The organism is Vibrio sp. C8 (assembly GCF_054051265.1).
The window spans coordinates 631,141-653,780 of sequence record NZ_JBPAOE010000011.1; the positions used below are offsets into that span (position 1 = coordinate 631,141).

Below are 22,640 nucleotides of genomic sequence, written 5' to 3' on the forward strand. Positions count from 1 at the left end.
CCTTTGTCAGATTGTAAGCTTGCTACAGTTAGTTATTCAGTTCAACCCCGCTTATAGTTGTCACATAATCAGTGTGTCAAAGAGTCTATACTGTTGGTTTCGTTTCCACTTGAGACAACAATAGAGATATAACTGGGGAGTTGTTGTGGATGTAATCAAAAGATTAGAGAAGATGATGACAATGGATGAATCGAGTTGGCATCGACATTCAAATCCATGGAGTGTTTATAGCCGCTTTTCTGTTTTGCCGATTATCTCTCTTGCATTTTGGTCACGGGAATGGATAGGTGGCTATTCAAGCATCGCGGTCTTATTGGCTTTCTTTTGGGTATGGGTTAATCCAAGACTCTTTGGCGCTCCAGAGAAAACGAATAACTGGGCGTCGATGGCTACGTTTGGCGAACGTATCTATTTGAAAAGAAAGATTGAGCCGATACCTCGGCACCATATCAAACCAATTTTAATTCTGCAGTCGTTAACGTCTTTAGGGATACCCGTATTTATCTACGGCTTATGGAGTTTAGACCTAAGCTTTGTGCTGGCTGGAAACCTTTGGATAATGGTCTTTAAAGCTTGGTTTGTTGATCGTATGGTTTGGTTATACCTTGATATGAAAGAGACTAATCCTGAATACTCAAGTTGGCTTAAATAACGGTAACCAATACGATCTTAAATATCCTAGAGCCTATTCAGTAGAACGTATGTAGATTGAGAACTTCAGATCAACTACCGAGAAGGGTTCGGTAGTTGATTGCTGTTTGCTTAAGATTACTGGACGTTGTTGACCCATTTATCTGATTTGAACCATTTGTCATGGATGCGCTGGTAGGTTCCATCACCTTTAATTTGACGCAGATAATTGTTGAGGAAGTTTAAGAAATCAGGGTCTCCCTGACGTATCGCCCAACCTAGTGGTTCAAAGGTGAAACTTTCATCTAGGTGAATCACGGTATCTTTGTGTTGAGCTTCATACATAGCGTTGTATGGAAAGTCATAAACAAAAGCATCAGCCTGTCCATTTGCAATTTGTAGTGCTGCATCGGCAGAAGTTTCGTAAAGATCAATTTTCGCGTTGTATAAGTACTTTTTAGCCGCTTCCGCACCTGTTGTTCCCATTTGGGTTGCAACTGTGAATTGCCCATTGTTCAGGTCACGGAACGAATGAACTTTGTCTGTAAGCTTCGGTGAAATAAGAATGGTTTGGCCAACTTCAATGTAAGGTTCGGCAAAGTTGACGCTCAAATTACGTTCCGGCGTAATTGTCATACCGCCGATAAAATCGCACTTGCCGGTTTTTAGAGCGGGAATGATGCCATCCCAAGCCGTATTTACTGGAACAAATTTAACGTTGATAGCGCGTGCCATCTGCTTGGCTAAATCGATATCAAATCCAACGTAATTCCCATTTTTATCTGTCATTTCGAACGGGATATAACCCGACTCAAAACAGAACTTAAGTTCACCGGAACTTAAAATCCCATTCAGTGCTGATTCTGCAGCGTTTGCATTTACTGGGGACAAAAGAGTGAAAAGCGCAACTGAAGAGGCGAATACACCTCGAACTTGTCGTTTAAAAGGTTTTAACGTCATTTTATATATCCAAATATTTCTTATTTTTCTATTGTTGTGTTTGGTCTGAGAACGTCAGACGGTAAAGCCCTTGAATGATGAAGAATTTACGCGAATAATCAATACATTATTCTTTATAAGATATTCTAATTTTATTGCTGTCTTAGGTAGTGTTTATAAAGTCATTTATCGCATCCGCCATTGGGCGTCTGCCTATTCAGAAGCAACTCAAAGCGGTGATACACATTATAGAAAGAAAGTGTGCAACCATTGCTACTGGTTGAATAACATTAAACGCTGTGTTCTATTGGAGCTGATAGAGAATCAGTTTCTTAACCGCTAACGAACATCGACGAGGTTATTATGGCAATTACGAGTAAGTCAGATGCTGAAATTTTACAGATAGCCATTCCTATGATTGATCATGTAGTTAAAGCGTCCAATCAACGCAATTGGTCGCAGTTCTCTGCATACCAAACTGAGCAAGAAGCCAACGACCCCAACAACAAAGCCAGTGTTGAAAGACAGTGGAGTGAGCAACAGTTTCTTACTTCATTAAGCCTTGATAGGGAGATCCTTGGTGTATTACGCAGAGAAGATGTTGCGATGATCGTCTGGAAGCAAACCAGTACGGAAGTAGACGGTGATTATTTGGCGATTTATTATCTAAAAGAGATCGACCAAGAAATAAAAGAAGTGGGATTCGTTATTAAATAACGTGACTATTCTTGGTCGCATTTCTCAGCTTTGCAAACGGTTCCAATTTGTAAATGTTTAATATCTGAAAGCGAGGTTAAAACCCTCGCTTTTTCCAGAACTGTCCTTCATCGCGGGCAACAACTTTAAATGACTTCTCGGCAATGGTTTTGCCTTCCATTTTTAACGTCATGCGCCATTCGCCGTAGTTGCTCTCTAGTCCGTTAATCGGGCAGAGCACTTGAATCGTGTCGCCAAGATAGAAGTTCCAATCATTACTGCGAACATACACTTCACCATCAAATGGTGCCAAAACTTGTCCTTTCTTGTTGATGATGCCGGGATGATGGATACAAAATTGAAGAAGCTGACCTTTGGCTTTTTTAATATTGACGATAAAACCAAATTCTATCTCTTCCTCTGCGGTAATTACCTGAGTGAACTCTCTAATCTTCGGAAGTTCTTTGGCTTTGGCATCCCAATGGGAATAGATACCATAGGAAGTCATTTCTATCACAGGTGTATGTTTTGCCACAGGCTTATGCTCGTTATTTGAATGTGTGGCGATTCTACTTAATTACCGAATGGTGTTCAAACGAGGCCATGAACGAAAAAGATAAGCAAAAAAAGCGCCCGTTGAAGGGCGCAAAGATAACACAGTGATAAACATCATTTATCAATCAAGAACGACAGCTAGCGAATAAATCCATATCAGGGTTGTAGGCGTTAGTGCTCACGTCCATGATGCCAAGCAACGAATGGAACACGTTATCTTGTGAGTACTGGTGGCTTGTTGCGTTTTTCTTCAAACATTCTGTTTTTAGATGCTTCTCTTGTTTAAATCCATCAGACAGCCAAACAATAAGTGGTACATGGGTTTGGTTATTCGGTGCTAGGCCGTAAGGCATACCATGTAAGAACATACCGTTTTCACCCAAGGACTCACCATGGTCAGAGATATAAACCAGAGCGGTGTTGTATTTGTCTTGTAATTCCTTCAACTTATCTATGGTTTGCGCTACTACGTAATCGGTATAAGCGATGGTGTTGTCGTACGTATTGACGATCTGATCAACACTACAGTTTTCAATATCGCTACGTGGACAGTCTGGTTGGAATGCACCCATCTCTTTTGGATAACGTTGGAAATAAGTAGGTCCGTGGCTACCAATAAGGTGCATCACCATCATGCGGTTGCCTTCTAACTCGTCCACTTTTTGGTCGAAGTTTTCCAGCATTGCCATGTCATAACAGGTTTCACCGTTACACATATCATCGACACGTTTACGATTGATTTCGGTTTTCTTAATGCGTTTAGCAACTTCTTTGTCACCACCATCGTTTTCTTGCCAAGCAATGTCTACGCCCGCGTGGCTAAGAATATCCAGCACGTTGTCTTGATTGTCAGCAACATCACGACTGAAGTCGCTTTTGTCCATTGCCGAGAACATACAAGGTACGGAAACTGCGGTGGCCGTGCCGCAAGAGATCACATCTTTAAACGAAATTACGTTTAGATTGCGGGTGTAAGGGTTAGTCGGGCGCTTATAACCATTTAGCTCATAGTTATACGTACGTGCCGTTTCACCCAATAAGAAGACAAACAGTGTTGGTTTAGACTCTGCTGCTGCAAGTGCTTCAGGAGATTGTTTAGCATCTAGACCAAGTTCTTTGTATACGATTGGTGTTGAGAAGTATTTCTGTTGAACAAACTTAGTTGAGCTGTAAACAAACTGAGTTGGAATAATCAGTTTTTTCAAGTAGCTGTTATTGCGACCCACTGACGCATAATCTTGATAGTACATCATGGCAATCACACCAATGACCACCAAAGAGGCCATCATGGAGCCGAGCTTTCTCAAGGTGAAGTTGAACCAAGAGCTCGGTTTTTTGATTTTAGTAAAGGCGAGTATACCTGCAGGGAGTAGTCCAAATAGGGCAACCCAACCAAAAGAATACAGGCTTAGGTATGAGCCGGCTTCACTAGAATCGGTTTCGACAATATTGTTGATCATGTCTGTGTCAAATAGCGTTCCGTAGTTATAACTTGCGTAACTAATAAAGCTAGAGACAATGATTAACGTGATGAAGAATGGCTTAGCAATGTATGGCCAGCTAAACAGATTGAACAAAAAGTTCAAAGCCGCGGCGAAGAAAAAAGGTAACGATATGATGAAGCCGATTTTCACACTATCAAGCTTACCGAAAATATCGGCCAGCGCGGAATACACGGGTAGATTCATTACTAAAGCGAAAAACGTGGCAAGTACTAAGGTAATACCAGCATAAGAAAGCGAGAAGTTTGGTTTAGTCAGTTTCATAGTGTTACACCAAAATTATTAGCCAAGTAAAAGCAGCAAATGCCAAAGCAACAAACACCGCCGCCGAGCCAATATCTTTGGCGCGTCCGCTGAGTTCGTGTTTTTCACTACCAATTCGGTCAACCACGGCTTCTATCGCTGAGTTGAGCAGTTCTGCGATTAAAACCAGTGTTAATGAGCCCACCATAGCGATGCGTTCCAGGTTGGTAACAGGGAGAAAAAACAGACTCATTGTGAGTAGGACAGACGCGACCAATTCCTGACGGAAAGCGGCTTCGTTAATCCATGCGGCTTGGAGCCCTTTAAATGAGTAGCCTGTTGCGAAAATAATGCGTTGAATACCTGTTCTACCTGGCTTCACGGTTTGTTCCTCTGAGAGTATTTGTTTCTATAGCGCAGATACTACGAGTACAAGCGTGAAATTTATGTCGACAAATAATCGAAAACTCACCCTTAAGTTTATTTTTCTCCATACGCAAAAAAGCCTAGTGAGAACACTAGGCTTGAAGAGGTAAATACAATAAATGGTTATGAAACTTTGGCCGTTTGTGGACGACGGAATCTCTGAGCGATCAATACTGCAATTGGACTGGTGAGTACTATCACTGAAATCACAGTAAATGCCAGTGTAATAGGGCGTTCCCACAAGAAGCTGATTTCACCATCTGAGATCATTAACGCGCGGCGTAAGTTCTCTTCCATCAAACCACCTAAGATAAACCCAAGTAGTAGGGGAGCCAACGGGAAGTTTGCCAGGCGCAAAGCAATAGCCCCCATAGCGATAAGAATCATAATGAACACGTCCATCGTGTTAAATGAAACTAAGTACACCCCTGTGATTGAGAAGAACAAAATCATAGGTAGAAGCACGGTTCTTGGTACTGCCAGCAACTTCGAGATATATGGGATCAGCGGTAAGTTCAAAATAAGCAGAACAATATTACCCACATACATTGAGATGATCACTGACCAAAACACATCCGGATGCTCAACAAACAGTCTTGGACCTGGCTGAATGCCGTAAGCGATCAAAGCTCCAAGCATAATCGCTGTCGTGCCTGAGCCTGGAATACCCAGTGTAAGTAGCGGAACAAACGAACCACTTGAAGCTGCATTGTTTGCCGATTCTGGAGCAACCAGACCGCGTAATGAACCTTTACCAAACTCTTCACGTTTGTTCTTTGGTGCAAGGTTACGTTCCATTCCGTAGCTCAGAAAGGCTGCGATGGTTGCACCCGCACCCGGTAAAACACCGGTAAAGAATCCGAGGAGTGACGAGCGCAGTGCTACTGGAGCCGCTTCACGTACTTCTTCCTTAGTGACTTTCATACTGCCGATGTTGCTTAGCTTGTTACTCTCTTCATTTCGCGTATCCAGCTCGGGTTTTAAAATGCCCATTAAGGTTTCACCCAGCGCGAAAGTAGCCATTGCCAATAGTAGGAAGCTAAAACCATCCATTAAATCTGTTAAACCAAAGGTAAAGCGTTCAACACCAATGCCTTTATCGATACCCACTGTGGATAGCATCAAACCAAGAATTGTCATCATCCATGCTTTAAGTACTTGTCCTTTACCGGCAAAAGCAGCCACGGCAGAAAGCCCCATCATCATAAGTGCAAAATAATCAGAAGACTGGAAGCTGAGAGAGACTTTTGCCAATGCAGGAGCCGCAACCAGCAACATGATGGCTGATAAGGTACCACCAGTGAACGAAGCATAAGCCGCCAGCGCCAGCGCTTTACCAGCTTGCCCTTTTTGCGCCATTGGGTAGCCATCAAAAGCGGTAACCACAGTCGAAGAACAACCCGGCGCGTTGATTAAAATGGACGATGTTGAACCACCGAAAATTGCGCCGTAGTAGACGCCTGCCATTAAAATTAGGCCTGAAGAAGGGTCTAAACCATAGGTGATAGGGATCATCAACGCTATCGCTGAAATTGGTCCTAAACCCGGCAACATACCAATGAAGGTACCGACAAAACATCCGACGATAACCATCAATAAATTAAATGGCATTACGGCGGTAGAGAGTCCTTGTAAAATTCCGTCTAACATAATCCGTTCCTACCAAATAGTGAAAATAAGACCGGGCTCTAGGTATACATCCAGCCCTTTGGTTAATAACAAATAGAAAGCGAAAACAAACGGGAAAGAAGCGCCAAATAGCACCGACTTACGACGTTCGCCCAGTAAATAGAAACCCGCTAAAAGGAACAATCCCGTTGCCAGCACAAAGCCTAAGTAAGTTAAGCCAACACCATACAGCGTCATTAGCACCAGAAAGCCAATCAGCAGTTTCCAGTTGAAATCCAATACCGCACCGCTTTTCTTATCTGGTTGACCCGCAATCAGCAGAAGAAGTGATAAACCAATACCGATATAAGTCAGGATTGTTGGTAAGGTTCTGGCGTTGAAGGGTTCATATTCATCGCCGGGAAACATAGGGATCTGAGAGGTTTGATACCCATAGCAAAGACAAAGCACTAGAAAGACCATTGCGCCCACTCGATCGCGGCAGAATAAGTTTTCTTTGCTGAATAAATTCGTTGGCGACTCCGACATATCCAACTCCATGTTTTACGTAGTAATTAATTGGGGAAAAAAGAACCGTAATTGAGCAAGGTAATGAACATCATTAACCAAAAGTAAGTCATTCGCTGCTAGTCGAATTTCCAACCAATAAACAAAGGAGTAATAAGCACACTCAATTACGGGGAAAAAGTGGGACAAGGATGAGTTGCCCCATTGGAGAGATTAGTTCAGGAAACCTAATTCGCGCATTAGGTCACCCATTTGCTTTTCTTGATCTTCCAAGAAAGCAAAGAACTCTTTATCTGCTTTGTAGGTGTCGATCCAACCGTTACGGTCACGAACCACTTTCCACTCATCTGTAGTGTACATTTTGCTTAGAGCTTCATTCCATTCGTCAACTTTCTCTTGGCTTACGCCTGGAGCTGCGAAGAAACCACGCCAGTTAGCAAATACGGTTGGGTTGTTGTAGTCACCAAGAGTCGGAATGTCAGGCGCAGACTCAAGACGTTTTGGAGCGGTGATAGCCAGTACTTTTACCTGACCATTGCGAGACATTTCTAGAACTTCACCTAAACCTGTAGATAGAAGCTGAGTTTCGCCAGAAAGCAGAGCTGCCATAGCTTTACCGCCTGCATCATAGGCAATGTAACGTACAGCTTTCGGGTCTAGTCCTTGACCTTTGAATGCTGCTGCTGCAACTAAGTGGTCCATACTACCGCGAGCCGAACCGCCAGCAATTTTTACATTTTTAGGGTCGTTTTTGAAATCAGCAACGACGTCTTCCCAAGAGTTGTATTTGGAATCTCCAGACACAACAAGTGCACCGTAATCCGCGACAGTAGCTGCTACTGGTGTTAAATCGCGAAATGATTGAGGGAAGACACCTGAAAGAGAACGAACAACGATAGGCGTAGAGTTCACCATCAAGGTGTCTTCTTGGCGTTCAGCTGTTTCAATAAGGTGTGCAATAGCTTTACCGCCACCACCACCAGAAAGGTTTTGGTAAGAAACACTGTCGATTAGGTGCGTTTTCATTAATACGTCACCAGTACCACGAGCGGTCATATCCCAACCACCACCAGCGCCACCTGGAATTAAAAAGTGAATTTTTTCTAGCTCTGCAGCCATGCTAGGTAGTGAGAACATAGCCGCAAGAAGCGACGCAGTTAGGGTAGGTTTGATATGTTTTAACATTTTCACGTTCCTTATGTTTTTGCATCACCCAGTCAAGAATGACGCTTATCGTTATGTTTCCCGCATGTAGGGTATAAATTGCTTAACGGGTGGTGAAATGTTATGGGTGTGTTAACGATATGTCTTTAAAGACGAGATAAAAACAATATTGTTTATTACGTCGATTTTGTTCATAAAGTTCATGGTTGGTGCGCGAGAAAGTGGAGTGAACGGATTGGGCATTCAATTTCTTATATAGTGCGATAACTCACTGTGCTTCATAGCAAATATGTGGCTTAATTTATCGAGTCGGAAATAATGGAGAACACAACATGGCAGTAAGGTTGTATCTAGGGGGCGCTCGCAGTGGGAAATCGGCTTATGCAGAGCAGCAAGCAATAAGATTGTTAGTAGAAGGCAGATGCAGCCACCCTCAAACACAACTCCACTATGTTGCAACTGCAGAGCCTTTCGATCAAGAAATGAAAGAGCGCATTTCATTGCATCAAGCCCGCAGAGATGAGCAGTGGATTAGTCATGAATGCCCTGTAGAGTTAGCACAATTGCTGTCCAAGTTTAAACCGCACGATGTGGTGTTGGTGGATTGTCTGACGGTTTGGCTGAACAACGTTATTCATTATCTAGGGGATGACGTAGACAGTGAGCAAATAAAGCAGAAATTGAATGAGCTAACTCACGCGTTAGCCGAAACTCAAGCCTCTATACTTTGCGTTTCGACGGAAGTAGGGTTGGGCATTGTACCTATGGGCACATTAACCCGATTGTATGTCGACCATAGCGGATGGATGAATCAAGCGGTGGCAAAAATCGCTGAGAAAGTCGATTTTGTTGTTGCAGGGATACCAATGACTCTGAAGGGGGAATAATGAGTTTAAGCCAAAACCAGTTTAACCTTTACCTCTTGAGGCATGGGAAAACCAAAGGCAAACCCGCACTGAATGGTCATAAAGATGTGGTGGTTGATGAATCCATTCAGAGCGTTATCGCTCATCGTGTTTTAGAACAATATTCGTTTAACAAAGTTTATTCTTCGCCTTTGATTCGATGTCAAAGAGTAGCAGAACTCATTACAGGACTTAATCCAGCAATTAAGCTGGTGATCGACCCACGTTTGAAAGAGCAGAGCTTTGGTGATTTTGATGGCGTACCTTTCGATGACTTAACTCATGAGTGGAAAAAGCTAGAGCAGTTCTGGGCGAATCCTGCGCAAAACACTTTACCTAACGCGGAGCCTTTGCAAGTGGGATATGAGCGTGTCACCGAAGCTTGGGAACAGATCGTTCAGCATTGTGAGCAAGATACGCTGATCGTCTCTCACGGTGGTCCCATTCGCTACATTCTTGCTCATGTTCTTGGGTTTGACTGGCAAAATCCTCAGCTATACACCTCTCTCTCTATCGATAATCAGAGCATTACTCATATTCAAATCAGCAAGTTTGCTGGTAAAGTCTTTTTCTCTGTAAAAGCAATTGGTATTCCATTGATTTAATAGTGCTATACCACTGGTTTAATAAGAAATTCTCTTTTTTATGTGAGGGATTGGATGCGTTTACAGTGTTTTTATTTTCAATCTGTTCATTTTATATCCTCTAATTTTTAACCTTTCAGATACTTAACCTCGAAGCCACCTAGATTAAGGTGGCTTTATGGTAAATATCCAACCAATAACTGCCTTATTATTTAAATATATAATAAATACAGTAGGTTAACTTTGTTTATTGTGCTCATTGTCGTTTCTGTGAAAGCACGAAATATAAAGTTGAAAGCTTCAGAGTGGCTGCGGTGTTAGAAATTAATGCTTAGACGATCACGAAAATGAGGGTTAGATCTTACTTATTCATGATGGTGAATGTTAACCTAAATTGTAAACGTTTCCATATTGCTTTAATGAATGATGAACACGGAATGTTTTCATCGTGCAAATCAGTGGTTGGTTGAAGTGATATGGCACCCTACTCATAAAAAAGAGAATGTGATTATGAATAAGAAAATGCTTAAGAATATGCTTGCAACCTCGATTGGTTTGGCGTGTTTCAGTAATGCAGCACTTGCCGACGAAATTACGGTGTGGGCTTGGGATCCAAACTTTAACGTTGCGATTATGGAAGAAGCAGCGAAGGTTTATATGAAAGACCACCCAGAAACCACGTTCAATGTGGTGGACTTTGCTAAGGCTGACCTCGAGCAAAAACTGCACACTATGCTTGCATCAGGCGTTACGTCATCACTTCCTGACGTGGTTCTTATTGAAGATTACAACGCTCAAAAATACCTTCAGTCATACCCAGGTGCTTTTGCGCCTATGACAAAAGATGTTGAATACAAAAACTTCGCACCATACAAAGTAAACCTTATGACGCTGAACGGTGAAGTATACGGCTTACCTTTCGATACTGGTGTTACTGGTATGTACTACCGTACAGACTTGCTTGAGAAAGCAGGCTTTACTGCGAAAGACTTAGAGAACATCACTTGGGAACGTTTCATAGAAATTGGTAAGCAAGTGAAAGCAAAAACGGGCGTTGCCATGTTGGGCATGAACCCAGATGATCTTGGTCTAGTGCGCGTGATGATGCAGTCGGGTGGTGAATGGTATTTCAATAAAGACGGTTCTTTAAATATCACGACCAACGAGTCACTGAAAGAAGCGCTAAAAGTATTTAAAGAGTTGATGAGCCCAGAAGTCTCTCGCCCAACAATTGGTTGGTCTGAGTGGGTAGGTTCATTAAACCGCGGTCAAGTGGCTTCTATTGTTACCGGTGTATGGATTACGCCATCGGTTGAAGCTGGTAAAGATCAAGCTGGTGAGTGGGCTGTTACCGCGACACCTCGTCTGCAAAAAGCTGGCGCGGTAAACGCATCGAACTTAGGTGGTTCAAGCTGGTACGTACTAAACTCTTCGAAAGAAAAGCAAGAAGCGATTAAGTTCCTTAACGAAACCTTTGGTTCTAACGTTCCATTCTACGAAACCATTCTTAAAGAGCGTGGCGCAGTTGGTTCATATATGCCTTCTGGACAATCAGCGGCTTATCAGTACAGCAATGAGTTTTTTGGTGGTCAGAAAATTTACGCGAACTTCACGGATTGGCTAGGTCAGATCCCTGAAGTGAACTATGGCATTTACACCTATGAAGTTGATGCAGCGTTAAGCTCCATGCTACCTGCGATTGTTCAGGGTGCACCAATCGAGAAAGTGTTGGGCGATGTCCAACAACAACTTGAGTTCCAACTACGTTAATTGTCTTCCTTAGGCACCTATAAAGGTGCCTAAGTACCTTGTTTTCAATGCTTTCTTGGTTTGTCTTATGGATACTTCTACTGCCATCAGTAAAAAACAGAAAAAGAGCAAAAAAAGCTTTCACCGCTTTTACGATATTAACGGTTGGTCGTTTGTTCTTCCTGCTGTCGTTCTCGTCAGCCTTTTTATGATTTACCCGATTTTGAGCTCGCTCTGGATGTCTCTGCATTCCGGGCGTGGCGTCATGATGCAATTTGTCGGTTTTGACAATGTACTGCGTCTGTTCAACGACCCATTTTTCCTTAAATCACTGAAGAACACCTTCATTTTCCTTGTAGTTCAGGTGCCAGTGATGATTTTACTTTCACTGATACTTTCTTCATGCCTGAATGCTCCGAATCTTAAGTTACGTAGCTTATTCAGACTGGCGATTTTCTTACCTTGTGTTACGTCATTAGTAGCTTACTCAATTCTGTTTAAGAGTATGTTTTCGTACGAAGGGATCATTAACTCATTTTTAATGTGGACTCACATTGTCAGTGAGCCAATCCCTTGGTTGTCCGATCCTTTCTGGGCCAAAGTGACGATTATTATTGCGATCACTTGGCGGTGGACGGGTTACAACATGATTTTCTTCCTGTCTGCGATGCAAAATATCGATAAGTCCATCTACGAAGCTGCGCGTATGGAAGGGGTTAGCCCAACTAAACAATTCTTCTTTATTACTGTGCCATTACTTAAGCCAGTAATTCTGTTTACTACCGTGATGTCGACGATTGGTACGCTGCAACTGTTTGATGAAGTGGTCAACATTACTGCTGGTGGTCCAGCTAATGAGACCATGACGCTTTCGATGTACATCTACAACTTGTCGTTTAAGTTCGTGCCAAACTTTGGTTATGCCGCGACAGTGTCATACGTCATCGTATTCTTCGCTGCAGTGCTTGCGATTATGCAATTTAAGATCGCTAAGGATAAATAAAGATGGATAAGAACAAACTTAACCGTGCATTGATGTATCTGTTCCTAAGCGTGTTCTCCTTGATATCGTTGTTTCCTTTCTACTGGATGGTGGTATCAAGTACCAATACCGCAACAGATATTAACAAAGGTAAGTTCAGCTTTGGTGACCAGTTATTCGCCAACATCAGCCGTTTGAGCGAGCAGGTGGATCTGGGACTTATTTTCTGGAACACCAGCAAAATCGCCATTATCAGTACTTTGGTGACGCTATTGATTTCTTCAATGGCAGGGTACGGTTTCGAAGTGTACAAAAGCAAAGTGCGCGACCGTGTTTACGGCGCATTACTGCTGACCATGATGATACCGTTTGCCGCGTTGATGATTCCGCTATTTACTTTAATGGCGAAAGCTCAACTGTTAGATACTCATGCAGCAGTGATGTTGCCAACTATCGCATCAGTATTCATCGTTTTCTACTTCCGCCAATGCACCAAAGCATTCCCGCATGAGCTGATTGATGCAGCTCGTGTGGATGGCGTGAAAGACTGGAAAATCTACCTGTTTGTTTACATCCCGGTGATGAAAACCACTTATGCCGCCGCGTTTATCATCGTGTTCATGACATCTTGGAATGCGTTCTTGTGGCCTTTGATCGTGCTGCAATCTGCCGAATTAAAAACAATTAACCTCGTTTTATCATCTTTATCGTCTGCCTATTTCCCTGATTTCGGAATCATTATGGTGGGAACCGTTATTGCGACGCTTCCGACTTTGGCTGTGTTTTTCGCGATGCAGAAGCAATTCGTTGCAGGTATGACAGGTTCGGTGAAATAAGTCTGGAATAATAAAAATGAGAACATTTGAACAAATTATTAGTGCTCGCGAATGGGAAAATCAGCATGTAACACATCACAATGTGCTTGCTGCTCACGCGCCGCTTAAAGCTTACGCAAATAAAGAAGCCGCATTATCAAAACAAGGGTCTGAGAATCAGCTATCACTGAACGGTGAGTGGAAATTCAAGTTATTTGACCGCCCTGAAAACGTTTTAGCGACGTCGGTTGAATCGGATTTCGATGATTCTGCGTGGGACACAATTGCAGTACCTAGCAACTGGCAGTTACAAGGTTTCGACAAACCGATTTACACCAACGTGAAGTATCCGTTTGCTGATACACCTCCTTATGTACCTGCTGAAAACCCGACGGGTTTGTATCGCCTAAACTTTAACGTGCCAAAACACTTCGCAGGTAAGCGTCAAACCATTACGTTTGATGGTGTGAACTCTGCGTTCCATCTTTGGTGTAACGGCAAGTGGGTAGGGTATTCACAAGATAGCCGCCTTGCCGCTGAATTCGATCTGACTGATTTCATAGTGGAAGGTGAAAACCAGCTTTCAGTGATGGTGATTCGTTGGTCTGATGGTTCGTATCTTGAAGACCAAGATATGTGGTGGCTAAGCGGTATTTTCCGTAACGTCACACTATTAGCGAAACCACAAATCTCTATTCAGGATGTACAAATCTTAACGCCACTGGATGCGTGTTATCGCGATGGTTGGCTGAATGTAACAACCAGCATTAGCGAGAAAAATGCAGCGAACCGTGTTGAGGTTGAGCTATTTGATGCGCAAGGCAACTCAGTGTTTGGCGTGAAGTCTGCAAACTGTGGGCAACGCATCATTGATGAAAAAGGTCCTTGGCTAGAGCGTGCAGAGCACAACATCTACGTTGAGAACCCGCATAAGTGGAGCGCAGAATCGCCTTACTTATATCGTTGCGTTGTCACTTTGTTTAATGGTGACGAGCAACTTGATTGCGAAGCCTACAATGTGGGTTTCCGTAGTGTAGAAATCACCGATGGTCTGCTTAAAGTCAATGGCAAAGCGATTCTAGTTCGCGGTGCTAACCGCCATGAGCATCATCCAGAAACCGGTCATACCATGAGCCGCGAAACTATGCTGCAAGATATCAAACTGCTTAAACAGCATAACTTTAACGCAGTTCGTACCGCTCACTATCCAAATGATCCGTTGTGGTACGAGCTATGTGATGAATACGGTTTGTATCTGGTTGATGAAGCGAACATTGAAACACACGGTCAGTTCCCGATGTGCCGTCTTTCTGATGACACCACCTGGCTAAATGCCTACATGCGCCGTATTACTCGTTTGGTTGAACGCGATAAAAACCATCCGTCTGTGATCATTTGGTCATTAGGAAACGAATCGGGTATTGGTGGTAATCATCATGCTATGTATCAATGGACCAAACTGCGTGATCCATCACGCCCGATTCAGTATGAAGGTGGCGGTTCAAATACCGCAGCGACTGACATCATTGTGCCAATGTACTCGCGTGTCGATAAAGACCAAGTGCATCACATCGACCCAACGGTGACTCCGAAATACGCATTGAAAAAATGGCTAGGTTTGCCGGGTGAGCATCGTCCATTGATTTTGTGCGAATACGCGCATGCTATGGGTAACAGCTTGGGTAGCTTCAACAAATACTGGCAAGCCTTCCGTGATTATCCACGCCTGCAAGGCGGTTTTATTTGGGACTGGGTGGACCAAGGTATTACTAAAACCGATGAAAACGGCACTAAATACTGGGCTTACGGTGGCGATTTCGGCGATGAAATCAACGACCGTCAGTTCTGTATTAATGGTTTAATTTTCCCTGATCGCACTGTGCATCCAACTGTTTTGGAAGCGAAACACGCACAGCAGTTCTACCAATTTAAATTGCTTTGTACTGAACCATTAATCATTAAAGTGACCAGCGAGAACTTGTTTACCTCTTCTAAGAATGAACAGCTTTCTTGGACGATCACAGAAGACGGTTTAGTCGTTGAAAGTGGTGAAATGCCTCTGATTGTCGATGCTGAGCAGTCTATTCGGTTGCAACTTACTAAGGCGTTACCAGAAGCTAAGATCGGTAAGTCATACCATTTGAATCTACAGGTTAGTTTGATTGGTGATACAGCGTGGGCACAGGCGGGTCACACTACGGCTACTCATCAATTTGAATTGCCGTCTGCATCATCACTGGCATTAAAGAAAGCAAAACCAAGAGGTGTTTTGACTTCATCAATGTTTGCGGATAACGCAATGATAAGCGGTGAAAACTTTTCTATACGCTTTAACAAAGAAACAGGTGTGATTGAAAGTTGGATTGTGGGTGGCGAAGAGAAGTTAGTTTCTGGACCAAAAGACAACTTCTACCGCGCACCGTTGGATAACGATATCGGTGTGAGTGAAGTTGACCGTATCGATCCAAATGCATGGTCTGCTCGTTGGGATGCGGCAGGCATTAATCAGCTTGATGTTGAATGTGTTGAGTTACAACTGTTTGATAAACCAAATACAGTTGAGGTTGTGACTCAGTTTGCACACAAAAACTCGCACGGCGTATTAATGGCAACAGTATGGACATATCACATTTACGCAGACGGAACGGTATCAATTGATGTTGATGCTCGCGTCGCGAAAAGCGCACCACCGTTGGCTCGTGTCGGTATGGAATTGGCGTTACCGCAGAAACAGCAATCGGTAGAGTGGTTTGGCCGTGGCCCACATGAGAACTACCCAGACCGTTTGGATTCAGCACATATTGGTCGCTACAAAGCTAGCCAGAACGAGATGCACACTGGGTACATCTTCCCATCTGACAGCGGTTTACGTTGCGATGTGAAAGAAGCACAAATTGGCGAGCTTAGTGTACAAGGTGATTTCCATTTCTCAGTGAGCCGTTTTGCTCAAGACAACGTTGCTCAAGCAAAACATACCAACGAATTGAAAAATAGTGGCAACTTGTTTGTGAGAATAGATGGATTCCACATGGGGGTTGGTGGCGATGATTCATGGACACCAAGCGTACATGACGAATTTAAACTCGACCTCGAACGTTACCGTTACCAAGTTGAATTGAAGTTTTAACAAGATGCCGTCTGTGCTGGCAATTCAGTTGCCAGCGCATTATCGGTAGAGAGCTACCTATTGCTCTCTAAAGAAGCAAATTTAAGGATGTAAAGATGGCAAATATTAATCTTTCCAATGTTGTTAAGCGCTATGGTGAACATACTGTGATTCATGGTGTTGACCTTGATATTAAGCACGGTGAATTCGTGGTGTTTGTTGGCCCGTCTGGTTGTGGTAAATCAACATTATTGCGCCTTATCGCAGGCTTGGAAGACATCACAGATGGCGTGTTATGTATTGATGATGAAGTGGTAAACCATGTTGACCCAGCAGAGCGCGGCATTGCGATGGTATTCCAGTCTTATGCTCTCTACCCACACTTAACGGTGGAAGAGAATATGGGCTTTGGCATGAAAATGAACGGTTTTCCAAAAGCTGAAATCAAACAACGTGTCGATGCTGCTGCAAAAGCGCTACAACTTGATCATTTAATGGATCGTAAGCCGAAAGATATGTCCGGTGGTCAACGTCAACGTGTCGCGATTGGTCGAGCGATTGTACGTAATCCGAAAGTGTTCCTGTTTGATGAGCCGCTATCCAACCTTGATGCTGAGCTGCGTGTAGACATGCGTTTGCAAATTTCCAGCCTTCATCGTGAACTTGCCACTACCATGATTTATGTTACTCACGATCAGGTAGAAGCCATGACGTTGGCAGACAAAATCGTAGTGTTGAGAGATGGACGTATTGAGCAAGTCGGTTCACCACTTGAACTCTATAATCGTCCTGCGAATGAGTTCGTTGCTGGGTTTATTGGCTCTCCAAAAATGAATATGTTACCGGCAAAAGTTACACATATTGGTGAAGATGGCGCAACACTCAAACTGCCGGATGGTCAATCCGTTACTTTGCATATCGACCTTTCAAAAGTTGCGGTAGGAGATAAGCTGACCTTCGGCTTGCGCCCTGAGCATCTATCCGTCGGCGGAGAAGGTGACTATTCGCTTCATTTCAAAACGGATGCGGTTGAACGACTTGGCAACAGTACCTATCTGTTTGGTGTCGTTGGGGGGTATGAGAACAATAAAGTCCACCTATCAGGCGATGTCGCGGTGAAGCGTGGTGAAGAGATTGAACTCACTTTTAACCGAGAGAATTGTCATGTATTTAAAGATTCTCTGTGTATTTCTAACCTCTAGTTGTTGAATTTTAATCACAATGTAAAGGCGGATGCGGTTAAACGATCCGCCTTTTTTATACACCTAAATTGGACAAAGGGCTCTTCACTCCGCTAGCTCCACGATTGATAACGTGCGTGTAGATCTGTGTTGTTTTAACGTCTGAGTGGCCGAGTTGTTCTTGGACGGTACGAATATCACTGCCTGACTCAAGTAAGTGAGTAGCAAATGAGTGCCTAAAAGTGTGGCAGGTGATGTTTTTATGTGTATCCATATTCGTTGACGCTTTTCTGATGATTTTTTGTAGTGAATTCTCATGAAGATGGTGTCGATACCATCCTGTATCTGTACCAAATTGACTGAGATGTAACGACGGAAATAAAAATTGCCACTCTAAGCTCTTGGGTGCGTATGGATATTTCTCTGCTAATCGGTAGGGTATGGTGGTTCCTGAGTATTCTGGTGTGCTCAGGTCTTGTTGATGAATTAAACGCACCTTAGCAATTTGGTTGTACAAAGGGGTATGAAGTTCTTCAGCCAAGGTTACAACTCTACTTTTCCCGCCTTTGCTGTTATGAATTCGCACAGCACCATAGTCAAAATCGATATCTTTTACTCTAAGACGAACCGTTTCCATCAAACGCAGTCCAGAGCCATACATCAATTGAAAGGGCAAACGAGATTGAACCGGAATGAGCTTAAAAACCTGCACTACTTCTTTAGGTGTTAGAACGACTGGTAGCTTTTTGTTCTTCGACGATTTTTGGAATCTCATATCCAAATCAAGAGGCTTAGAAAGAAAATCTCGATATAAAAAGACAAGGGCATTTAAAGCAAGAGCTTGTGTTGCTGCCGAAACTTTTAGCTGAACGACTAGGTTTGTTAAAAATGCTTCAACTTCTTCTCGACCTAGCTTGTTGGGATGTTGGTTATTGTTAAAGCGAATGAATTGAACAATCCAGTAACAGTAAGTACGAATCGTAGTTTTTGCATAATGCCTCACGATCATAAATTCTGTTAAGTCGTTTAGAAATGGAGACTTCATACTCTTACCCTAGAAGTAAACGGTAGTTTTCGGTATGAAACCACGATGTGGGTAGATTAACAGGAGTAACTCCACATTTTGAGAGGAGACTTTAAGTAAATAATGCAGAACTCATTATTTTTTATTAAGTTATGGAACGTTATGTAGTAATGAGATACAGGTTATACAGAACAGTTTTAAAGGAATTGCTCCATATAAGAACTGTTATGTGCAAGGAGGCATTGTGAAGAAATTGAGGATGGCTTTAATGGTAGTAATGCCACTGCTTATGCTAGCAAAACTATATTATCCGGATTATGCGAAGAAAAATTCTAACGAAGATTTGAAAGTTCAGTTTCAGGAGTTGCTACTAGATGATTCAGACAGCAATGCCACGGTTAGATCTGTATCTGTTTACGAAAATGTCATTTCATTGGAAGTGAATATTCATAATGTTTTGTTAAATGACTCAAATAAATCACGATTTGCTCAGAATTCTCATAAAATATTCCCTGAAAAGATATGTAGTAGTGTTGGTCTTAGAGAGTATTTGCAAAGTGGTAAGTGGATATCCATAGATGTAATTGCAAACAGTAATAAAGCCGTGACAAATATTAGAATTACCCGTGAAAATTGCACATAACAAGGCGCTTAAGTCGGACTGCAAACCTGTGGCGGTTTTAGTTCAATTGGGTAGGGTGTTTACGGTGGTTATTTGGGGTTTGTTGGAGTTTGCAGCCACTTAGCTTATCGTTAGCTGGAAAATTAAAAGAGCCGTTTTATTCCGGTTTTGTGGTTCAAGCTTTACACCTGAAAGCCCCCGTATTTCAACTATCTCGCCAGTGGCACTTCCAATTAAATGGTTGAATCTGCCCAAGCCGTTTACTTTTAATGATGTGTTTGTCTAGTTCTTTGGCGTGGCTTCTTTGAAGTTGAAAGCGGTTCGTGACTAATAAAGTTTTTCGCTTGTTATGGTTGGCTTCATCGTAATTTTTTTGGCCAGTTATGTTTCGTGGGCTAGGTTTCAGTTTTAAAGCTGTCCCTTTTACATTGCGCTCGTATAGTCATAATGTATTTCAAATTAGGCATTTGGGTGCAAACATCAAGCTCCAACGTAACCAGCTAACAAGGCGCTTAAGCCGGACTGCAAACCTGTGGCGGTTTCGGTTCAATCGGGTAGGGTGTTTACGGTGGTTATTTTGAGTTTGGTGGTGTTTGCAGCCACTTAGCTTAGCGTTAGCTGGAAAATTAAAAGAGCCGTTTTGTTCTGGTTATGTGGTTCGAGCTTTACACCTGAACGTTCCCGTTTTTCAACTATCTCGCCAGTGGCACTTTCAATTAAGCAGTTGAATTTACCCAAGCCAATTTACTTTTAATGATGTGTTTGTTGAGTTCTTTGGTGTGGCTTCTTTGATGTTGAAAGTGGTTCGTGACTACTAAAGTTCCTCGCTTGTTATGGTTGGCATCATCATATTTCTACTTGGTCAGTCATGTTTCGTGGGCTAGGTTTCAGTCTTGTAACTGTCCCTTTTACATTGTGTTCGTATAGTCATAATGTATTCCAAATTATGCATTTAGGTGCAAACATCAAACTTCAACGCAACCAGCTAACAAGGCGCTTAAGCCGGACTGCAAACGCGTGGCGGTTTTTGTTCAATTAGCTAGTGTGTTTACGGTGGTTATTTTGAGTGGAGTGGTGGTTTGCAGCCACTTAGCTTAGCGTTAGGTGTCATGGAGAAACATGTGGAAATAAAAGGTATTGGGACTCTAATAAAGCGCGAGGGCTATTGGGAAATTGAGCCCGTCAATTTAAACGGTGCAACTATTTATATAGAGAAAGAACATGTCATCGACGAGGATGTAGAAGCTATTAAGCGAATATCTGCCTCATGGTTGGAAACAATTAAAGAATGTTACGGCTATATCGAACAAAACCGAGAAAGCTATGGGATGGAAGCAAAAACGTTTTCTAATCCAAATGTGTTTTTAAACTCAACGCTTGAATGGGCTGTTTATTTTGATACCGAAAGTGAGTTGGAAGCGGTTGTTGGGGTAGAGTTTTTGGGCAACAAGCCAAATCAATTAGTCATTGGGGACTGAACACCTAACAAACTGTTCAAGAGTGATTCGCAACGCTTGGCATTTTTGCTATGCGTTGCGTCTAGTGTTTAAGGTGGTATGCGGCGGCATCGGTATTGCGTTGCTCACACCTTAACAGAGCGTTAAGCGTTTTTATCAACTTCAGAGCAGTAGTATTTAAAGGGTCGAAAATGAGTCAAAGTGTAATTTCGGATAATTGGTCACTACAAAATATTGGTGAGTTATTAACCAAAGGTGTTGACGAAAGCAAATCACATTACATAGCAATCGATAAAGAAAATGACAGTTATTCTTACGAAGATAGCTTGAGTGCCATCATTAATACTGAAGCACTGTTTGATTTGCTTACTGATATAATTTTACGTGATCAGATTTTAGTTGAAGAAAAGTTTATCCATGCTTGGAATCGTGTAGGTAATCCATTTCAAGACGCAGTATCTCAAGGTGTCATCCGACCTTATCCTTTTCTAGTGGACTATAAAAGACTGCAAGGACCACGAGACGAATTTATTGACCGTTTGAGTCTAACATCAGATTTAAAGAAAGATCACGAAGAAAACCGTGTAGGTTTTCTTCAAAATAGATATGCTCCTCATGGTTATTTATCCCAAACTTTATGGGGTGGTGCAGGGATGTTGGCTAGAGGTTTTGTTTATGAAAAAGGATATACACCGCACCCTGTGAGAAAGCGGTTTTTTACTGATGCTGGAATAATGGTTTCAAACGAAGACTCAGTGCTAAGACTAAACCGACTAGTCTCAGAGAAAAGAGCTTCTATAGCTTCATTACACAATGCTGGTAGTGAGTTATATGCATTAAATGTAAACATGCTTCCATTGCCAATCAGAGTAATACAAGAGTCAAATACAGCGAGTGATATGATTAAAGTGGCTCTTCAATTAAGAAGTGAGTACCAAGAGCTAAGAGATTGGTTAAATTGCTATCAGCAAGCATTAAGTGATGGCAGCTACAAAGACATGAATAAATTTTCCAAAATTCTTCAATCTATCTCTTTGTACGTTGATTCAACAATTGGCTCCGTAAACTCTAACGCTCCTACATTCACAGCCGGTATTGGTGTACTTAAAGTGGCTGTAAAAGGACAGCCACTAAACACACTAGTAAACCAATTTGGAATTCGTTCCATGGTTAATAAATTGATTCTTAGCCGCAGCGGTACATCAGATCTGAAAAAATATTTGGGATTCTTTGACCATAAAAATACAGTTGTCGGAATGAAGGTAGTTGAACATTTTTCGCAAAAAAACGTTTAACAAACGCTTTAAGACGGATTCGCAACGCGTGGCATTTTTACTATGCGTTGATTTTAGTGATTTAGGTGGTGTGCGGAAACACGGTATTGCGTTGCTCACCACTTAAGCGGGCGTTATATGCTTGAGCAAGGATTTACAATGACGAAAATTATAGATGTTAGTTTGAAATCTTTTCTTGAAAGTAACCCTAGTGTGGATCTTGGTGCTATTGTGGTCAAATGTGGCGCAGGAGCTCATTTATTACAATCTGTTTGTGAGTCAAAGCGCGAGCAGTGGTCCAACCTTTTTAGAGAGCATGTTATTAATGATGGGCCTTTTGATTCTTACAGAGTTGCATATGTGCCTTTGAGGTCTTATGTACTCTATAAAAAAACGGATAATGAAGCACAATTGTGGGTTTGCTACACAGAACCTGAGCATAGAAAAAAAGGTTATATGGCAGAATTGCTTTTAGATTTAAAAAACAAAGGAATGGACGCAGCAGTTGATACCAAAAATCTCGACCTTCAGCGTATAGCAATAAGGTGTGGTGTGAGCCTGTATTAATGCATATAACAAACGACTATGGCGTCAATAACTAATTTTGAGCTATGTTCTCATCCCACATGACGCCATCTCTTAGCATCGTA

Annotated in this window: 21 protein-coding genes; 13 read left to right on the top strand and 8 right to left on the bottom strand. The window is 42.4% G+C overall.

The window, feature by feature from the left end; translation table 11 throughout:
* Window positions 1–145 precede the first annotated feature (145 nt).
* The gene (locus ACRQQK_RS08985; protein WP_457511072.1) at window positions 146–652 is read left to right on the top strand and encodes a DUF6653 family protein; all 507 of its coding nucleotides are present in this window, start codon (window positions 146–148) and stop codon (window positions 650–652) included.
* Window positions 653–768: 116 nt separating this feature from the next.
* Here ACRQQK_RS08985 and ACRQQK_RS08990 read toward each other — a convergent pair whose 3' ends face one another.
* Window positions 769–1,590, bottom strand: coding sequence for a transporter substrate-binding domain-containing protein (locus ACRQQK_RS08990; RefSeq protein ID WP_457511073.1), 822 nt, complete (start codon window positions 1,588–1,590; stop codon window positions 769–771).
* Window positions 1,591–1,932: 342 nt separating this feature from the next.
* Here ACRQQK_RS08990 and ACRQQK_RS08995 point away from each other — a divergent pair, with 342 nt between their 5' ends.
* Window positions 1,933–2,286 carry a hypothetical protein gene (locus ACRQQK_RS08995; RefSeq protein ID WP_457511074.1) on the top strand — a complete coding sequence of 118 codons (354 nt, stop codon included), beginning with the start codon at window positions 1,933–1,935 and terminating at the stop codon, window positions 2,284–2,286.
* A 76-nt stretch (window positions 2,287–2,362) separates the two neighbouring features.
* Here ACRQQK_RS08995 and ACRQQK_RS09000 read toward each other — a convergent pair whose 3' ends face one another.
* From ACRQQK_RS09000 to ACRQQK_RS09025, 6 genes are all read right to left on the bottom strand, one after another.
* A complete protein-coding gene (locus ACRQQK_RS09000; RefSeq protein WP_457511075.1) occupies window positions 2,363–2,800 on the bottom strand; it encodes a DUF3859 domain-containing protein in 438 nt (145 codons plus the stop codon).
* 145 nt (window positions 2,801–2,945) lie between these two features.
* Window positions 2,946–4,586, bottom strand: coding sequence for a phosphoethanolamine transferase (locus ACRQQK_RS09005; protein WP_457511076.1), 1,641 nt, complete (start codon window positions 4,584–4,586; stop codon window positions 2,946–2,948).
* A 4-nt stretch (window positions 4,587–4,590) separates the two neighbouring features.
* Window positions 4,591–4,947 carry a diacylglycerol kinase gene (locus ACRQQK_RS09010; RefSeq protein WP_457511077.1) on the bottom strand — a complete coding sequence of 119 codons (357 nt, stop codon included), beginning with the start codon at window positions 4,945–4,947 and terminating at the stop codon, window positions 4,591–4,593.
* 167 nt (window positions 4,948–5,114) lie between these two features.
* On the bottom strand, window positions 5,115–6,641 hold the full coding sequence (locus tag ACRQQK_RS09015) for a tripartite tricarboxylate transporter permease (RefSeq protein ID WP_457511078.1): 1,527 nt from the start codon (window positions 6,639–6,641) through the stop codon (window positions 5,115–5,117).
* Window positions 6,642–6,650: 9 nt separating this feature from the next.
* Window positions 6,651–7,148 (bottom strand): tripartite tricarboxylate transporter TctB family protein, encoded by a 498-nt coding sequence (locus tag ACRQQK_RS09020; RefSeq protein ID WP_457511079.1) that lies wholly within the window; start codon window positions 7,146–7,148, stop codon window positions 6,651–6,653.
* A gap of 192 nt (window positions 7,149–7,340) precedes the next feature.
* Window positions 7,341–8,312, bottom strand: coding sequence for a tripartite tricarboxylate transporter substrate binding protein (locus tag ACRQQK_RS09025; protein WP_457511080.1), 972 nt, complete (start codon window positions 8,310–8,312; stop codon window positions 7,341–7,343).
* Window positions 8,313–8,623: 311 nt separating this feature from the next.
* Between ACRQQK_RS09025 and cobU the strand changes: the two genes are divergently transcribed.
* The 7 genes from cobU to ACRQQK_RS09060 all read left to right on the top strand — a co-directional run bounded on the left by cobU (window position 8,624) and on the right by ACRQQK_RS09060 (window position 17,634).
* A complete protein-coding gene (gene cobU / locus ACRQQK_RS09030; protein ID WP_457511081.1) occupies window positions 8,624–9,178 on the top strand; it encodes a bifunctional adenosylcobinamide kinase/adenosylcobinamide-phosphate guanylyltransferase in 555 nt (184 codons plus the stop codon).
* Window positions 9,178–9,801, top strand: coding sequence for a histidine phosphatase family protein (locus ACRQQK_RS09035; RefSeq protein WP_457511082.1), 624 nt, complete (start codon window positions 9,178–9,180; stop codon window positions 9,799–9,801). The genes cobU and ACRQQK_RS09035 overlap by 1 nt, the downstream gene beginning before the upstream one ends.
* Before the next feature lie 489 nt (window positions 9,802–10,290).
* The gene (locus ACRQQK_RS09040; protein ID WP_457511083.1) at window positions 10,291–11,550 is read left to right on the top strand and encodes an extracellular solute-binding protein; all 1,260 of its coding nucleotides are present in this window, start codon (window positions 10,291–10,293) and stop codon (window positions 11,548–11,550) included.
* 67 nt (window positions 11,551–11,617) lie between these two features.
* Entirely contained in the window at window positions 11,618–12,532 is a 915-nt protein-coding gene (locus tag ACRQQK_RS09045; protein ID WP_457511084.1) for a carbohydrate ABC transporter permease, read from the top strand.
* Between the two features lie 2 nt (window positions 12,533–12,534).
* On the top strand, window positions 12,535–13,347 hold the full coding sequence (locus ACRQQK_RS09050) for a carbohydrate ABC transporter permease (RefSeq protein ID WP_042487499.1): 813 nt from the start codon (window positions 12,535–12,537) through the stop codon (window positions 13,345–13,347).
* A 16-nt stretch (window positions 13,348–13,363) separates the two neighbouring features.
* Window positions 13,364–16,453 (top strand): beta-galactosidase, encoded by a 3,090-nt coding sequence (locus ACRQQK_RS09055; RefSeq protein ID WP_457511085.1) that lies wholly within the window; start codon window positions 13,364–13,366, stop codon window positions 16,451–16,453.
* A gap of 95 nt (window positions 16,454–16,548) precedes the next feature.
* The gene (locus tag ACRQQK_RS09060) at window positions 16,549–17,634 is read left to right on the top strand and encodes an ABC transporter ATP-binding protein (RefSeq protein WP_457511086.1); all 1,086 of its coding nucleotides are present in this window, start codon (window positions 16,549–16,551) and stop codon (window positions 17,632–17,634) included.
* 55 nt (window positions 17,635–17,689) lie between these two features.
* On the opposite strand, the gene ACRQQK_RS09065 is transcribed toward ACRQQK_RS09060, so the two are convergent.
* Window positions 17,690–18,658 (bottom strand): integron integrase, encoded by a 969-nt coding sequence (locus tag ACRQQK_RS09065; RefSeq protein ID WP_457511087.1) that lies wholly within the window; start codon window positions 18,656–18,658, stop codon window positions 17,690–17,692.
* Window positions 18,659–18,896: 238 nt separating this feature from the next.
* Here ACRQQK_RS09065 and ACRQQK_RS09070 point away from each other — a divergent pair, with 238 nt between their 5' ends.
* The 4 genes from ACRQQK_RS09070 (at window position 18,897) to ACRQQK_RS09085 (ending at window position 22,557) form a co-directional block, all read left to right on the top strand.
* Window positions 18,897–19,280 carry a hypothetical protein gene (locus tag ACRQQK_RS09070; RefSeq protein WP_457511088.1) on the top strand — a complete coding sequence of 128 codons (384 nt, stop codon included), beginning with the start codon at window positions 18,897–18,899 and terminating at the stop codon, window positions 19,278–19,280.
* Window positions 19,281–20,380: 1,100 nt separating this feature from the next.
* Window positions 20,381–20,737: a hypothetical protein gene (locus ACRQQK_RS09075; protein ID WP_102985952.1), complete on the top strand. Its 357-nt coding sequence runs from the start codon at window positions 20,381–20,383 to the stop codon at window positions 20,735–20,737.
* Between the two features lie 170 nt (window positions 20,738–20,907).
* Window positions 20,908–22,011 carry a hypothetical protein gene (locus ACRQQK_RS09080; protein ID WP_457511089.1) on the top strand — a complete coding sequence of 368 codons (1,104 nt, stop codon included), beginning with the start codon at window positions 20,908–20,910 and terminating at the stop codon, window positions 22,009–22,011.
* Between the two features lie 138 nt (window positions 22,012–22,149).
* Window positions 22,150–22,557, top strand: a complete 408-nt coding sequence (locus ACRQQK_RS09085) for a hypothetical protein (RefSeq protein WP_457511090.1) — start codon at window positions 22,150–22,152, stop codon at window positions 22,555–22,557.
* Window positions 22,558–22,640: the final 83 nt, after the last annotated feature.

Bases quoted from the DNA above. Each gene is read 5' to 3' on its own strand.
- cobU (WP_457511081.1), top strand. From the start codon at position 8,624: ATGGCAGTAAGGTTGTATCTAGGGGGCGCTCGCAGTGGGAAATCGGCT.
- ACRQQK_RS08995 (WP_457511074.1), top strand. From the start codon at position 1,933: ATGGCAATTACGAGTAAGTCAGATGCTGAAATTTTACAGATAGCCATT.
- ACRQQK_RS09045 (WP_457511084.1), top strand. From the start codon at position 11,618: ATGGATACTTCTACTGCCATCAGTAAAAAACAGAAAAAGAGCAAAAAA.
- ACRQQK_RS09065 (WP_457511087.1), bottom strand. From the start codon at position 18,658: ATGAAGTCTCCATTTCTAAACGACTTAACAGAATTTATGATCGTGAGG.
- ACRQQK_RS09080 (WP_457511089.1), top strand. From the start codon at position 20,908: ATGAGTCAAAGTGTAATTTCGGATAATTGGTCACTACAAAATATTGGT.
- ACRQQK_RS09020 (WP_457511079.1), bottom strand. From the start codon at position 7,148: ATGTCGGAGTCGCCAACGAATTTATTCAGCAAAGAAAACTTATTCTGC.
- ACRQQK_RS09085 (WP_457511090.1), top strand. From the start codon at position 22,150: ATGACGAAAATTATAGATGTTAGTTTGAAATCTTTTCTTGAAAGTAAC.
- ACRQQK_RS09055 (WP_457511085.1), top strand. From the start codon at position 13,364: ATGAGAACATTTGAACAAATTATTAGTGCTCGCGAATGGGAAAATCAG.
- ACRQQK_RS08990 (WP_457511073.1), bottom strand. From the start codon at position 1,590: ATGACGTTAAAACCTTTTAAACGACAAGTTCGAGGTGTATTCGCCTCT.
- ACRQQK_RS09005 (WP_457511076.1), bottom strand. From the start codon at position 4,586: ATGAAACTGACTAAACCAAACTTCTCGCTTTCTTATGCTGGTATTACC.
- ACRQQK_RS09040 (WP_457511083.1), top strand. From the start codon at position 10,291: ATGAATAAGAAAATGCTTAAGAATATGCTTGCAACCTCGATTGGTTTG.
- ACRQQK_RS09070 (WP_457511088.1), top strand. From the start codon at position 18,897: ATGGCTTTAATGGTAGTAATGCCACTGCTTATGCTAGCAAAACTATAT.
- ACRQQK_RS09025 (WP_457511080.1), bottom strand. From the start codon at position 8,312: ATGTTAAAACATATCAAACCTACCCTAACTGCGTCGCTTCTTGCGGCT.
- ACRQQK_RS09050 (WP_042487499.1), top strand. From the start codon at position 12,535: ATGGATAAGAACAAACTTAACCGTGCATTGATGTATCTGTTCCTAAGC.
- ACRQQK_RS09060 (WP_457511086.1), top strand. From the start codon at position 16,549: ATGGCAAATATTAATCTTTCCAATGTTGTTAAGCGCTATGGTGAACAT.
- ACRQQK_RS09035 (WP_457511082.1), top strand. From the start codon at position 9,178: ATGAGTTTAAGCCAAAACCAGTTTAACCTTTACCTCTTGAGGCATGGG.
- ACRQQK_RS09015 (WP_457511078.1), bottom strand. From the start codon at position 6,641: ATGTTAGACGGAATTTTACAAGGACTCTCTACCGCCGTAATGCCATTT.